The sequence below is a fragment of the Micromonospora yongxingensis genome (assembly GCF_052601155.1).
Genome location: NZ_JBQXEO010000025.1, coordinates 85,187 through 99,972, shown reverse-complemented (window position 1 = coordinate 99,972; position 14,786 = coordinate 85,187). Strand labels below are relative to the sequence as shown.

The 14,786-nt window shown below is 72.1% G+C and carries 11 protein-coding genes; all 11 read left to right on the top strand.

From position 1 onward, the window contains the following. Window positions 1-1,077, top strand: a 1,077-nt coding sequence (locus ACTWLT_RS25525; protein ID WP_445320537.1) for a glycosyltransferase family 4 protein, incomplete at its 5' end; no start/stop codon positions are given. An 83-nt stretch (window positions 1,078-1,160) separates the two neighbouring features. Next, complete coding sequence (locus ACTWLT_RS25520) at window positions 1,161-2,816, top strand: serine/threonine-protein kinase (RefSeq protein WP_445320536.1); 1,656 nt, start codon at window positions 1,161-1,163, stop codon at window positions 2,814-2,816. A 119-nt stretch (window positions 2,817-2,935) separates the two neighbouring features. Then, window positions 2,936-4,567 (top strand): serine/threonine-protein kinase, encoded by a 1,632-nt coding sequence (locus ACTWLT_RS25515; protein ID WP_445320535.1) that lies wholly within the window; start codon window positions 2,936-2,938, stop codon window positions 4,565-4,567. Window positions 4,568-4,669: 102 nt separating this feature from the next. Beyond that, the gene (locus tag ACTWLT_RS25510; protein WP_252418305.1) at window positions 4,670-5,479 is read left to right on the top strand and encodes a metal-dependent hydrolase; all 810 of its coding nucleotides are present in this window, start codon (window positions 4,670-4,672) and stop codon (window positions 5,477-5,479) included. Continuing rightward, a complete protein-coding gene (locus ACTWLT_RS25505) occupies window positions 5,476-6,387 on the top strand; it encodes an amidohydrolase family protein (protein WP_445320534.1) in 912 nt (303 codons plus the stop codon). The genes ACTWLT_RS25510 and ACTWLT_RS25505 overlap by 4 nt, the downstream gene beginning before the upstream one ends. A gap of 353 nt (window positions 6,388-6,740) precedes the next feature. Beyond that, entirely contained in the window at window positions 6,741-7,790 is a 1,050-nt protein-coding gene (locus ACTWLT_RS25500) for a LacI family DNA-binding transcriptional regulator (protein ID WP_445320541.1), read from the top strand. An 85-nt stretch (window positions 7,791-7,875) separates the two neighbouring features. Then, entirely contained in the window at window positions 7,876-9,180 is a 1,305-nt protein-coding gene (locus ACTWLT_RS25495) for an ABC transporter substrate-binding protein (RefSeq protein ID WP_445320533.1), read from the top strand. 68 nt (window positions 9,181-9,248) lie between these two features. Then, on the top strand, window positions 9,249-10,217 hold the full coding sequence (locus tag ACTWLT_RS25490) for a carbohydrate ABC transporter permease (RefSeq protein ID WP_445320532.1): 969 nt from the start codon (window positions 9,249-9,251) through the stop codon (window positions 10,215-10,217). A 1-nt stretch (window position 10,218) separates the two neighbouring features. Then, entirely contained in the window at window positions 10,219-11,112 is an 894-nt protein-coding gene (locus ACTWLT_RS25485) for a carbohydrate ABC transporter permease (RefSeq protein WP_445320531.1), read from the top strand. After that, window positions 11,109-13,349 carry an alpha-xylosidase gene (gene yicI / locus ACTWLT_RS25480; RefSeq protein ID WP_445320530.1) on the top strand — a complete coding sequence of 747 codons (2,241 nt, stop codon included), beginning with the start codon at window positions 11,109-11,111 and terminating at the stop codon, window positions 13,347-13,349. Before ACTWLT_RS25485 ends, yicI begins: the two co-directional genes overlap by 4 nt. Next, window positions 13,346-14,755, top strand: coding sequence for a GH1 family beta-glucosidase (locus tag ACTWLT_RS25475; protein WP_445320529.1), 1,410 nt, complete (start codon window positions 13,346-13,348; stop codon window positions 14,753-14,755). The genes yicI and ACTWLT_RS25475 overlap by 4 nt, the downstream gene beginning before the upstream one ends. Window positions 14,756-14,786 lie beyond the last annotated feature (31 nt).

The following is a 14,786-nucleotide window of genomic DNA, read 5'->3' as shown; positions in this document are numbered from 1 at the left end:
AGCTCGCTGCTGGCCTGGACCATGGCCTTCAACCACACCCTCACCCGCACCGCCCTGCGCGCCACCGAAGCCGGCACCTACGACGTCATCCACGCCCACGACTGGCTCGTCGCCCACACCGCCATCACCCTCGCCGAGCACCTGGACCTGCCCCTGGTCACCACCATCCACGCCACCGAGGCGGGCCGGCACCAGGGCTGGCTGCCCGAGGAGATGAACCGCACCATCCACGGCGTCGAGCACTGGCTCAGCGGCTCCTCCACCCGCGTCATCACCTGTTCGGGGTACATGCGCGAGCAGGTCACCGCGCTGTTCGACCTGCCGACCGCGCAGGTCGACGTCGTGCCCAACGGGGTGGACGACCGGGCCTGGCGGGCCCGGCCACGCGCGGTCGCCTCGGCCCGGGCCCGCTTCGCCGGAAAGGGGCCGCTGGTCGGGTACGCCGGACGGCTGGTCTACGAGAAGGGCGTGCAGCACCTGGTGCACGCCGTACCCCGGCTGCGGGAGCGGCACCCCGGACTGCGCGTCGTGATCGCCGGCGACGGCCCGTACCGCGCCGAACTGGAGGAGGAGGCCCGCCGCCTCGCGCTCTGCTCGACGGTCCGCTTCACCGGCTTCCTCGACGCCACCCAACTGCCCGCGGTGCTCGGTGCGACCGACGCGACCGTGGTGCCCAGCCTCTACGAGCCCTTCGGCATGGTGGCGCTGGAGGCGGCCGCCGCCGGGGCGCCGCTGGCGGTGGCCCGCACCGGTGGCCTCGCCGAGATCGTCGAACCCGGCGTGACCGGCGTGACGTTCCCGCACAGCGACCCGGACGCGCTGGCCGGCGCCGTCGGTCAACTGCTCGGCGACGAGGTCTTCGCCCGGCGGGTGGCCCGACGCGCCCGCACGATGGTCGGCGAGCGGTACGGCTGGGCCACCATCGCGGCCCGCACCGCCGCCAGCTACACCACCGCCCGGCGGGAACACGGCCCGCTCCAGGCCCGACGGGCCGCCGCCCAACTGGCGGGTGGACGTACCCGGATCGCCATCCCGGAGGGCAATCTGCTCGCCAGGGCCGGCCACGCCGCCTGCTGAGGTGAGGCGGACGACCGATAGGTGACTTCCGATCCGCTGGCTAGGGTGTAGCCCGGACAGCGGCTGAGGAGGAGCGTGCGCAGGTGCTGATCGCCGGTCGGTACCGGCTGCTCGACCTGGTGGGTCGCGGGGGCATGGGCCGGGTGTGGCGTGCCCACGACGAGATGCTGCACCGCGAGGTCGCGGTCAAGGAGGTCGTGCCGCCGAGCTGGCTGGCCGACCACGAGCGGGCCGAGCTGCGCTCGCGCACCCTGCGGGAGGCGCGCGCGGCGGCCCGGCTCAACCACCCCGCCGTGGTCCGGCTCTACGACGTCGTCCCGGTCGGGGACAGCCCGTGGATCGTGATGGAGTACGTCCCGTCGCACACCCTCCAGGACCTGCTGGACGACGAGGGGCCACTGGAGCCGGTCCGGGCAGCCCGGATCGGCCTGGCCCTGCTCGACGCGCTGCACGCCGCACACACGGCCGGTGTGCTGCACCGCGACGTGAAGCCGCAGAACGTGCTCATGGCACACGACGGGCGGGTGCTGCTCGCCGACTTCGGGCTGGCCACCTTCGACGGCGGCGACGGGGCGATGACCCGCCCCGGCATGGTGCTCGGCTCCCCGCAGTACGTCTCCCCGGAACGGGCCGCCGAGGGGGTTTCCACGGTGGCCGCCGACCTGTGGTCGCTCGGCGCCACCCTGCACGCCGCCGTGGAGGGCCGCTCCCCGTACGCCCGCAGCACCGCGATGGCGACGCTGAGCGCCCTGGCAGCCGGGCCGCCGGACCCGGCCCCGCACGCCGGGCCGCTCGCGCCAGTCCTCGCCGGGCTGTTACGCCGCGACCCGCTCCACCGCCTCGACCACGACGAGGCCCGCCGACTGCTGACCGCCGCCGCGAACGGAGTCACCGGCCCACCTCCGACGGCCGACGCGGCAGCCTCGGCAAGGGACCAGGACGACCGACCCGGCGGGCCCACCGACGCGCCCGTCCCGGCGGTCGGCCGGTCGGTCCGGCGACGGGCGGCGTTGATCGTCACGGCGCTGCTGCTGGTGGCGGCCGCCGCCGGAGTCGGCACCGCGCTGGCCGTCACCGGTGACGAGCCGACGGGGACCGCGGGCCGGTCGACCACCGCGTCACCGCTCGACCGCCCACGCGACGGGGGCGGCCGGGACGGACCCTTCGGTCCCGGTGGCCCCGGCCCCGGCCGACCAGGCCCACCGCCGGGCGGGCGTGTGCCACCACCACCCTTCCCGTGCGTCCGCCCCGACATCGGCGGCGCACCGGTACCGGCCGGCTCGCCGGCTGCCGGCGAGAGGTTCCGCCCGCCGGCCGGTTGGGTTTGGCACGCCGACACCACCGGCTTCCGGGTCTCCGTGCCGGCGAGTTGGCGCTACTCCCGGGAGGGAGCGGTGGCGTGCTTCCAGGACCCGGCGACCGGACGGACGTTCAGCGTCGCCGCGGGCGGCGCCAAGGATCCGCTGGCCCGGCTGCGCGCGTCCCGCGACGCGGCGGACGGTTACGGGGCGCTGCCCGGCTACGACGAGGTCCGACTCGCCGCGAGCGGCGGCGGCGCGGAGTGGGAGTGCCGGTGGGACGCGCCGTACGGCGCCCGGCTGCACGCCCGGCAACAGGTCCTCGGCAGGCCGGGCGGGGCCAGCCGCTGGATGCTCGGTTGGATCACCGACGACCGGGACTGGGCGGCCGCGCAGGCGGACTGGACGCAGGTGCGAAACAGCTTCCGATCACCCCTCTGACCTGCTCCGTTCGGTCGTGTTCCGGACCGCCGTCCGGCGTGGATCGAGGCCGCTCGACGGATGAGAAAAGCAGTTCCGGTGGCTATCGTGTAACACGGGGTCACCGAGGGGGAGCGATCGTGCGGCTGTTGCTGATCGCGGGTCGGTACCGGCTGCTCGACCTGGTCGGCACCGGCGGGATGGGCCGGGTGTGGCTGGCCCGCGACGAGATGCTGCACCGTGACGTCGCGGTGAAGGAGGTCGTGCCTCCGTCCTGGCTGGCCGAGACCGAGCGCGCCGAGCTGCGGCTGCGGACGCTGCGCGAGGCACGCACCGCCGCCCGGCTCAACCACCCGAACGTGGTCCGCATCTACGACGTCGTGCACGACCGGGACAGCCCCTGGATCGTGATGGAGTACGTGCAGTCCCGCTCGGTGCAGCAGATCATCGGCGACGAGGGGCCGCTGAGCCCGCAACGCACCGCCCGGATCGGCCTGGCCGTGCTCGCCGCGTTGCGGGCGGCGCACAGCGCCGGCGTGCTGCACCGCGACGTGAAGCCGCACAACGTGCTGGTCGCCGACGACGGGCGGGTGGTGCTCACCGACTTCGGGCTGGCCACCTTCGACGGCGGCGACGGGGCGATGACCGGGCCGGGCACGGTCCTCGGTTCGCCGCAGTTCGTCGCCCCGGAACGGGCGCGTGAAGGGGTGTCGAACCCGCGGACCGACCTGTGGTCGCTGGGGGCGACGCTCTACGCGATGGTCGAGGGCCGCTCACCGTACGCCCGGTCGAGCGCGATGGCGACGCTCAGCGCGTTGGCCACCGAGCCGCCCGACCCGATGCGCCGTGCCGGGCCGTTGCGTCCCGCGCTGACCGGGCTGCTGCAACGCGACCCCTGGCGGCGGTTGACCGCCGGCGAGGCGGAGCCGCTGCTGCGCAGCGCGGCGGCGGGCCAGGACGGGCCGGTCGAGCCGGCCCGGTCGTCGGCGGTGGCGGCGGTACGCAGCGCGGGCCGCGCCGCCGCGCCCGACCCGATCGACCCGCTGTCCCCGCCCGGCGACCCGGCGACGGGCGGGCCGGCCAGCCTCCCCCGCAGCCGCCGGCGTCGGCGGCTGCTCGCCCTGGGCGGCACGGCCACCGTCACGACGCTACTCGCCGCCGTGGGCGTCACGCTGGCGCTGGTCAACCGCGGTGACGAACGGCCGCCGCCCTCCGGTACCGGGGGTGGCTCGACCACGGCGCGGCCGGCCGCGTTCGCCTGCGCGGCTCCCCCGCCGCCGGCGGCCACCCCGGTGCCGTCGGTGCCGCCACCGGCCGGCGCCCGGTACCGGCTGGTGGAGGGCTGGACCTGGCACGATGACCCGGCGGGCTTCCGGATCGCCGTGCCGGTGGCCTGGCTGCGCTGGACCGAGGGGGCGGTGACCTGCTTCCGGGAGGCCGACGGCGCCCGGGTGCTCAGCGTCGAGGCGGGGCCGGCCCGACCCGACCCGGTGGCGTACTGGCGGGCCGCGGAGGCCCGGCTCACCGGCGGCGAGGCGTTGCCGGGCTACCGCAGGGTGGACATCTCCGCGCTGGACATCTTCGAGGGTGGCGCGATCTGGGAGTGCGGCTGGGAGAACGCCGCCGGCGAGCGGGTGCACAGTTTCCGCCTGCTGGCCAACACCTCGCCCGGGCGCGCCTACACCGTCTCGTGGTTGACAAAAGAGTTCGACTGGCAGGTCAACGCGACATACTTGCCGATGATCCGGCAGAGCTTCACCCCCGCACTCTGAGACTGTCCGTTGTGGACCGTCCGGGTGATGCCCCTGCGACGCGGGTGCTGACTACAGTGGCGTAGTTTTGGCGCTCAAGATCCCTGGGGAGGGTGAGCCGAGATGATGGGACCGTCGCACGCGCTGTCCGGCGCGGCGGTATGGCTGGCCGGGTCCTGGGCGCTGGACCAGTTCGCCGACTACCAGCAGTCGCCACTCGCGTTGGCGGTGGGCACCGCGGTGTGCGCCGGTGGCGCGCTCTTTCCCGACCTCGACCTGTCGGGCAAGGTGACCCGCAACCAGGGCGGCGCCACCGTCGCGCGTACCTTCGGGGTCTTCTCGCTCTTCGTCGCCGAGGTGATGGAGAAGATCTCCCTCGGGGTCTACTACGCGACGAAGCTCAGCAAGGATCCCCGGCGCAACAACGGGCACCGAACGCTGACGCACACCATCCCGTTCACCCTGCTGGTCGGCTGGGGCACCACCGCGCTCTGCGCCGCGTACGGCAAGTGGGCGGTGATCACGATCCTGTTCTTCATGTTCGGCCTGGCCCTGCGAGGGCTGTTCGACGGTTGGGCGGAGCGGGCCGGCTGGGTGATCGTGACCCTCGCCTCGGCCGGTGCCGCCTGGTTCACCTTCGTCAACCTCCCGGGTGGGCGCGGCTATCCGCTGATCGGCACGGCCGTGGGGGTGGGCTGCTTCGTGCACATCCTCGGCGACATGATCACCCGGGCCGGGGTGCCGATCCTCTGGCCGATCCCGATCAAACGGCGGATGTGGACGATGGTCGGCCTGCCGAACAGCATCGCGCTGCGCACCGGCAGCAAGACCGAGGTGGTCGTGCTGCGCGCCGTCCTGACCGTGATCGCGGTGCTCTCCACCGCCGGCCTCATCGCCCCGTCGGTGCTGCAACGGTTCAACATCGACATATGACCGACCCGGTGCCGCCGCAGTCCCCACCGGCCGCGGACGAGCAGGTGCCGCGGTTCTGGCGTGCGCTCGGTCTGCCCGGGCTGGCGGACGTGCACGTGCACTTCCTGCCGCCGAGGCTGCTGCGCCGCGTGTGGGCCTACTTCGACGCGGCGGGGCCGCTGGTCGGCACCGAGTGGCCGATCCGCTACCGCTGGAGCGACGCCGACCGGGTCGCGCACCTGCGGCGACTCGGGGTGCGGGCGTTCAGCGCGCTGGCGTACCCACACCGACCCGGCATGGCGGCGGAGCTGAACCGCTGGACGCTGGAGTTCGCCCGCACCACTCCCGGTTGCCTGCCTTCGGCCACGTTCTTTCCGGAGCCGGAGGCCCCCGGGTACGTCGAGGCGGCGCTGACCGGCGGGGCCCGACTGTTCAAGGTGCACGTGCAGGTCGGCAACTTCCCGCCCACCGACCCCGCGTTGGACCGGGTGTGGGGGATGCTCGCCGACGCGGGCGTGCCGGTGGTCGTGCACGCCGGGCACGCCCCGGTGGGCACCACGCACACCGGGCCGGAGCCGTTCGCCGCCCTGCTCGCCCGCCACCCCGGGCTGACCGCCGTGGTGGCGCACCTCGGCGCCCCGGACTACCGGGCCTTCCTGGACCTCGCCGAGACGTACGAGCGCGTCCGGCTGGACACCACGATGGCGTTCACCCCGTTCTTCGACCGCTTCGTGCCCTTCCCCGCCGACGAACTGCCCCGGCTGCGCGAGTTGGGGTTGACCGGCAAGGTGCTGCTGGGCAGCGACTTCCCGAACATCCCCTACCCGTACGCCGACCAGTTGACCGGGCTGGCCCGGCTGGACCTGGGCGACGACTGGCTGCGCGCGGTCTGCTGGGACAGCGCCGCCGCCCTGTTCGACCTCTCCTGATCCACGGCCCCCCACCCGCGCCCGCCGGCCTCATGATCACGCTCGATCCTTGATGTAGCGGCCTCCGCTGCGGCACGAGGGGACTACTTCCTGGATCGAGCACGATCATGACCTTTCACCCGCCGGGTGCGGGCAGGGTGCGAGGCGCGGCCCGGACGCGGGCGGCGGGGGCGCGGACCGGCGCGCGGGCAGCGGCGACGGGGCCGCGGAGCAGCCCGACTTCTTTTCGACATCGGCTATTGACGTCGTCGTAACAGGTGCCCTAGCGTCTGTCGAAACGCTTCGTCGAAACGCTTCGACGATCATTCGGGAGCGATCCCACGCCCGGCCGGAGGAGGCGCGCGGTGGCCACCATGCACGACGTCGCCCGCCTCGCCCGGGTCTCGGTCAGCACCGTCTCGTACGTGCTCACCGGCACCCGGCCGATCTCCCAGGCCACCCGCGACAAGGTGCTCGCCGCGATGGCCGAGCTGGACTACCAGCCCAACGCCATGGCCCGCGGCCTGGCCAGCCGGCGCAGCCGGATCCTCGGCCTGCTGATGCCGATGGACGAGCGCGGCCTCGGCGCGACCGAGACCGCCTTCGTCACCGGCGCCGCCGCCGCTGCCAGCGCCGCCGGCTACCACCTCGTGCTGTCTCCCGTCGGCGGCGGCGACCTCGACGACCTGCGGCGGCTGGCCAGCCAACGGATGCTCGACGGTGTCGTGCTCATGGAGGTGCAGCTCGCCGACGAGCGGGTCACCGTGCTCCAGGAGGCCGGCGTTCCGCTGGTGCTGATCGGGCGCACCGGCGACACCACCGCGCTCTCCTACGTCGACATCGACTTCGAGCAGACCGTGCGGGAGGCCGTCGCCCACCTGGTCGGGCTCGGCCACCGGAGCATCGTCTACGTCAACCACTCGGCCGCCACCCTTGCCAGCGGCTACGGCCCGGCGCTGCGGACCCGGGACGCGTTCGTCGCGGCGATGGCCGGGCACGGCCTGGAGCCCTTGATGATCCCCGCGGAGGACAGCGCCGCGGGCGGGCGGGCCGCCCTGGCCGCCGCGTTCGCGCGGGCCCCCGAGCTGACCGCCGTGCTGGCGATGAACGAGACCGCGATCTTCGGCATCCTCGGTGAGCTGACCGGCCGGGGGCTCTCGGTGCCCGACGACGTCTCGGTCGTCTCGATGGTCACCTCACCGCAGGTCGCCGAGCTGGCCACCCCGGCGCTGACCGCGATGACGTCGCCCGGGTCGGCGATGGGCCGGATCGCGATCGAGGCGCTGCTGCGCCACCTGGACGGGACCGGCGACGAGCGTCACCAGCAACTGCTGCCGTGCGCGCTGGAGATCCGGGGATCGACCGCCGTGCCACGACGGCCGACGACGGACGCAACCGGCCGGCCACCGGATGACGGGGGTTGACCAGCTGAAACGGCCCGCCGCCGCGCTGCAACGCGACGACGGGCCCAGTGAAGTACCGGCTAGATACTCAACGAGGAGGATAGCAATGCAGCGATTCCGCCGGATCGTCGCCGCGATCGCCCTGGCGGCGACCGCGACGACCACCGTGGCCGCGTGCGGCGGTGGGGACAGCGGGGCCGACAGCGGGGCCAAGACCCTCAAGCTGTGGCACTACGAGAGCGCCAACAGTGCCATGGGGGTCGCCTGGGACCGGGCGATCGAGATCTTCAAGGCCGAGCACCCGGGCGTCGAGGTGCGCTTCGAGCGCAAGGCGTTCGAGCAGATCCAGCAGAACGCCGGCATGATCATCAACTCGTCCGAGGGCCCGGACATCATGGAGTACAACAAGGGCAACGCGACGGCCGGCCTGCTCTCCTCCCAGGGCCTGCTCACCGACCTGAGCGCCGAGGCCGACAAGCGTGGCTGGGCCGGCAAGCTCAGCCCCAGCCTGCAGACCACCGCCCGCTACAGCGACAAGGGCGTGATGGGCTCGGGCAACTGGTTCGGCGTGCCGAACTACGGCGAGTACGTGACGGTCTACTACAACAAGGACCTCTTCCAGCAGCACGGCGTCACGGTGCCGACCACCATGGCCGAGATGACCGCCGCGATGGACACCTTCGTCGGCAAGGGCGTCACCCCGCTGGGCATGGCCGGCGCCGAGTACCCCGCCGGTCAGCTCTTCTACCAGCTGGCGCTGGCCAAGGCGGACCGGCAGTTCGTCGACAACTACCAGCTCTACAAGAACCCGGTGGACTTCACGGCCGACCCGCTGAAGTCCGGCGCGGTCACCTTCGCCGACTGGGTGCGGAAGGGCTACGTCGCCAAGGACTCGGCGAGCCTCAAGGCCGAGGACATGGGCACCGCGTTCATCGGCGGAAAGACCCCGATGATCGTCTCCGGCAGTTGGTGGTACGGCCGGTTCAAGGCCGAGATGAAGGCCAACTGGGACACCTTCCTCTTCCCCGGCAACACCCTGCAGGCCGGCTCGTCGGGCAACCTCTGGGTGGTCCCGGCGACCAGCAAGGCCAAGGGCCTGGCGTACGACTTCATCGACATCACCCTGCGTCCGGAGATCCAGGACCTGATCGGCAACAACGGTGGTGTCCCGGTCGCCGGTGACCCGACCAGGATCAGCGACCCGAAGGACCGCAAGCTGATCGAGGACTTCAACACGGTCAGCAAGCAGGACGGCCTGGCCTTCTACCCGGACTGGCCGGTCCCCGGCTACTACGACGTGCTGGTCTCCGGCTTCCAGGGCCTGATCAACGGCTCCAAGTCACCCGACCAGGTCCTCGACTCGATCGCCAAGCCGTACGCGGACGGCGTCAAGGAGATCACCGGCAAGTGACGCGGCGAGCGGCGGGCGCGACCGGCACGACCGGCGCGTCCGCCCGCTCCGTCCGGGAAGGAACTTCCATGGCAGTCTCCGAGACCGTCGCCGCCGCACGCCCGGCGGACACCCCGACCCAACCCCCACCCGGGAAGAAGCGTCCCGGCCGCAACGCCGCGTACTGGCTCTACCTGCTGCCCGGAGCGGTGCTCTTCGTCCTGGTCATCGGCGCACCGCTGGTCGGCACCGTCTATCTGTCGCTGACCAAATGGTCCGGGATCGGCGACCCCACCTGGGTCGGCCTGGACAACTACCAGCAGTTGCTGCACGACGAGGTCTTCTGGGCGTCGTTCCGGAACACCGTCGCGATGATCGTCGCGATGGTGGTGGTGCCCACCCTGCTCGGGCTGCTGCTCGCCTCGGTGCTCTTCGACATCATCGGCCGCCGGTTCCGGCCGCGCACCGCCGCCGCGCTGCGGGCCGCGTTCTACCTGCCGCAGGTGCTGCCCGTCGTGGTGGCCGGCATCGTCTGGGGCTGGATCCTGCGCCCCGACGGCGCGTTCAACAGCCTGCTCGACTCGGTCGGTCTCGGCGCGCTGCGCCACGACTGGCTCGGCGACCCGGGCACCGCGCTTCCCGCCGTGATGGCGGTGATGATCTGGGTGCAGATCGGCTACCCGGTGGTCGTCTTCATGGCGGCGTTGCAGCGGGTCGACCCGGAGTTGTACGAGGCGGCCGAGGTCGACGGCGCGAACTGGCTCCACCGGTTCCGGGCGATCACCCTTCCGCAGATCCGGCCGGAGACCTTCGTGGTGGCCCTGACCTGCACCATCGCCGCGTTGAAGGTGTTCGGGCCGATCTTCGCCCTGACCCGGGGCGGCCCGGAGAACGCCACCAACGTGCCGTCGTACTTCGCGTACTACACGTTCTTCAAGAAGCTCCAGGTCGGCTACGGCTCCGCGATCTCCACCGTGCTCACCCTGATCATCGTGGTGGTGGCCGTGCTGTTCATCGGGATGCAGTACCGCAGCGAGCGCCGGGACCGGGGGATCTGACATGGCCGTGACGCTCACTCCCGTCGACCGCGCCCCCGCCACGATCCGCGCCACACCGGTCCGCGACCGGCACCACCGCGGTGCCGGCCGCTGGGTGGTGCTCGCCCTGGTCACACTGGGCGCCCTGGTGATGCTGGTGCCGTTCGCGTTCATGCTGCTCAACGCGTTCAAATCGCCCAGCGACTACTCCAACGGCGGCCCGCTGAGCTGGCCCACGGAGTTCTACACCACGGGCCTGCGGACGTACTGGACCACGGTCAACTTCCCGCTGAAGCTCTGGAACTCCACCCTCATCGCCGGTTCCGTGGCGGTGCTCGGCGTCGCCGTCTCACTGCTCAACGCGTACGCCCTGGGCATCGGCCGGGTGCGCGGGCGCCTCTGGATCGTCGGGCTCTTCCTGCTGGCCAACATGCTGCCGCAGGAGGCGCTGATCTACCCGCTCTACTACGTCGCCAAGCAGGTCGGTCTCTACAACACCCAACTGTCGGTGATCATCATCTTCACCGTCATCCAGAGCGCGTTCGGCACCTACCTGCTCGCCTCGGTCATGGGCACGTTCCCGCGCTCGCTGCTGGAGGCGGCCGCGCTGGACGGCGCCGGCAAGTGGACCATCCTGTGGCGGGTGGTCTTTCCCAACCTGCGGCCCACCCTCGCGGTGCTGCTCATCTTCTTCTTCATCTGGACCTGGAACGAGTTCCTGATCCCGCTGGTCATGCTCATCGACAACCAGACGCAGACCATTCCGGTCGCGCTGGCGTCGTTGCAGGGCGACCGTCTGATGGACGCCCCGACCACCAACGCCGGCGCGTTGATCAGCCTCGTGCCGGCCATCCTCTTCTTCCTCATCTTCCAGCGCACTCTGGCGCGCGGCATCACGGCAGGAGCCGAGAAGTGAAGTTCACCGACGGGTACTGGCAACTGCGCCCGGGGGTCAGCGTGCTGCGCCCCGGCACCGTCGAATCGGTCGAGCCGGACGAGCGCGGCTTCACCGTCTTCGCGCCGGCCGGTCAGATCACCGGGCGCGGCGACACCCTCAACCGGCCGGTGGTCACCGTCCGGTTCTTCTCCCCCGCCCCCGGCGTCGTCGGGGTGACCATCGGCCACCACAGCGGCGGGCTGCCCCAGGAGCCCCGCTTCGGGCTGACCACCGACGACGAGCACCCGGTCACCATCGACGTCACCGGCATCACCGCCTCACTGACCACCGGCGAGCTGACCGCCCGAGTCGCGCTCATCGACGGGTGGCGGGTCGACTTCCTGCACGGCGACCGGCTGGTCACCGCCTCCACCGAACGCAGCGTCGGCATCGTCACCGACGGCGAGGGCCGCCGGCACGTGCACGAGCGGCTCGCCCTCGGTGTCGGCGAGACGGTGTACGGGCTGGGCGAACGGTTCGGCCCGTTCGTGAAGAACGGCCAGACCGTCGACATCTGGAACGCCGACGGCGGCACCGCCAGCGAGCAGGCGTACAAGAACGTGCCGTTCTACCTCAGCAGTGCCGGCTACGGGGTGTTCGTGGACCACCCGGAGCACGTCTCCTTCGAGGTCGGCTCCGAGGTGGTCACGCAGACCCAGTTCAGCGTCGAAGGCCAGTCGCTCACCTACTACGTCATCGACGGTCCCACCCCGAAGGACGTACTGCGCCGCTACACCGCGCTCACCGGCCGGCCCGCGCGGGTCCCCGCCTGGTCGTACGGCCTGTGGCTGTCCACGTCGTTCACCACCTCGTACGACGAGAAGACGGTGACCGAGTTCGTCGACGGGATGGCCGAGCGGGACCTGCCGCTGTCGGTGTTCCACTTCGACTGCTTCTGGATGCGCCAGTTCCACTGGGTCGACTTCGTCTGGGACCCGGCGACCTTCCCCGACCCGGAGGGGATGCTGCGCCGGCTGCACGAGCGCGACCTGAAGGTGTGCGTCTGGATCAACCCGTACATCGCGCAGCGCTCGTACCTGTTCGAGGAGGGACGCGAGGCCGGCTACCTGGTCCGCAACCCCGACGGGTCGGTCTGGCAGTGGGACAAGTGGCAGGCCGGCATGGCGCTCGTCGACTTCACCAACCCGGACGCGGTCCACTGGTTCACCGGGAAGCTCAAGGCCCTGCTGGACATGGGCGTCGACTGCTTCAAGACCGACTTCGGTGAGCGCATCCCGACCGACGTGGTGTGGCACGACGGCTCGGACCCGCAGCGGATGCACAACTACTACTCCTACCTCTACAACAAGGCGGTCTTCGAGCTGCTGGAGGCCGAGCGTGGGGAGGGTGAGGCGGTGCTGTTCGCCCGCTCGGCCACCGCCGGCGGCCAGCAGTTCCCGGTGCACTGGGGCGGCGACTGCGAGTCGACGTTCGTCGCGATGGCCGAGTCGCTGCGCGGCGGGCTGTCCCTGGCCGCATCCGGTTTCGGCTACTGGAGCCACGACATCGGCGGCTTCGAGGGCACCCCCGACGCGGCCGTGTTCAAGCGGTGGATCGCCTTCGGCCTGCTCTCCTCGCACTCCCGACTGCACGGCTCCGGCTCGTACCGGGTCCCGTGGGCGTACGACGAGGAGGCCGTGGACGTGCTGCGGCACTTCACCCGGCTCAAGCTCAGCCTGATGCCGTACCTGGCGGGCGCGGCGCAGGAGGCGCACCGCGACGGGGTTCCGATGATGCGGCCGATGATCCTGGAGTTCCCGGACGACCCGGCCGCGGCGCACCTGGACCGGCAGTACATGCTCGGCTCCGACGTGCTGGTCGCGCCGGTGCTCAGCGCCGACGGGGAGGTCACCTTCTACGTGCCCGCCGGCACGTGGACCCACCTGGTCACCGGCGCGCAGCTCACCGGCCCGGCCTGGGTCACCGAGAAACACGAGTTCGACAGCCTGCCGGTGCTCGCCCGGCCGGGCGCGATCATCCCGTTCGGAGCACGCTCCGACCGGCCGGACTACGAATGGGCGGACGACGTGCACCTGCGGCTCTACACACCGGCGGAGGGGCAACGCCAACGGGTACGGATCCCGTCGCCCGGGAACGGGCCGGGCGCGGAGTTCGAGGTCAGCTTCCGCGACGGCGTCGCCACCGCCGAACTGGTGGCGGGTGCCTCGTCGGCGTACCACTGCGTGGTGTCCGGGTCGGAGGTGGCGGCGCGATGACGTCCCGGACCTTCCCGGAGAGCTTCGTCTGGGGCTCGGCCACGGCGGCGTACCAGATCGAGGGCGCCGCCACCGAGGACGGCCGCGGCCCGTCCATCTGGGACACCTACAGCCACACCCCCGGGCGGACGTACAACGGCGACACCGGTGACGTGGCCGCCGACCACTACCACCGCTGGCCGCAGGACCTGGACCACATCGCCCGGCTGGGCCTGGGCGCGTACCGGTTCTCCATCTCCTGGCCCCGCGTGCAGCCGGGTGGCGCCGGCCGTTTCAACCAGGCCGGCCTGGACTTCTACTCCCGGTTGGTCGACGGCCTGCTGGAGCGCGGGGTACGCCCGGTGGCCACGATGTACCACTGGGACCTGCCGCAGGAGCTGGAGGACGCGGGCGGGTGGCCGGCGCGGGAGACCGCACTGCGCTTCGAGGAGTACGCGGCCGGGATCGTCGCCGCGCTCGGCGACCGGGTGCACACCTGGACCACGCTGAACGAGCCGTGGTGCTCGGCGTACCTGGGGTACGCCTCCGGCGTGCACGCGCCCGGGCGTACCGAACCGGCCGCCGCACTGGCGGCGGTGCACCACCTCAACCTGGCGCACGGCCTGGCCGGGCGGGTGGTGCGGGAGTTGGCGCCGACGGCCGAGCTGTCGGTGACGCTCAACCTGCACGTGATCCGGCCGGCGTCGGGCTCGACGGCGGACGCCGACGCGGTACGGCGCATCGACGCGCTGGCCAACCGGTCGTTCCTCGGGCCGATGCTGAGCGGGGCGTACCCGGCCGACCTGCTGGCCGACACGGCGAGCGTCACCGACTGGTCGTTCGTCCGCGACGGCGACGAGAAGGTGGCCGCCGTGCCGCTGGACGTGCTCGGCGTCAACTACTACTCCAGCACCCTGGTCCGCGCCTGGGACGGGCACTCGGCCCGCTCGGACGCCGACGGTCACGGCGCTTCGGCGCACTCACCGTGGGTCGGTGCCGACGACGTCGACTTCCTGCCCCAGCCCGGCCCGCACACGGCGATGGGCTGGAACATCGACCCGGCCGCGCTGACCGAGTTGCTGCTGCGACTGCGACGGGAGTACCCGGGCCAGCCCTTGATGATCACCGAGAACGGCGCGGCGTTCGACGACGTGGTGTCGGGCGACGGCACGGTGCACGACGAGCGGCGCGTCGACTACCTGCGCCGGCACATCGCCGCCGTCGCCGACGCCCGCGAGCAGGGCGCGGACGTCCGGGGCTACTTCGTCTGGTCGCTGCTGGACAACTTCGAGTGGGGCTACGGCTACGACCGGCGGTTCGGCATCATCCGGGTCGACTACGACACCCAGGAGCGCACCTGGAAGGACAGCGCGCACTGGTACCGGCGCCTGGCCGAGACCGGCACGCCCGACCAGCCGACGGACTGACGGCGACCGCCGTGACGCGGCGGCCGACCCG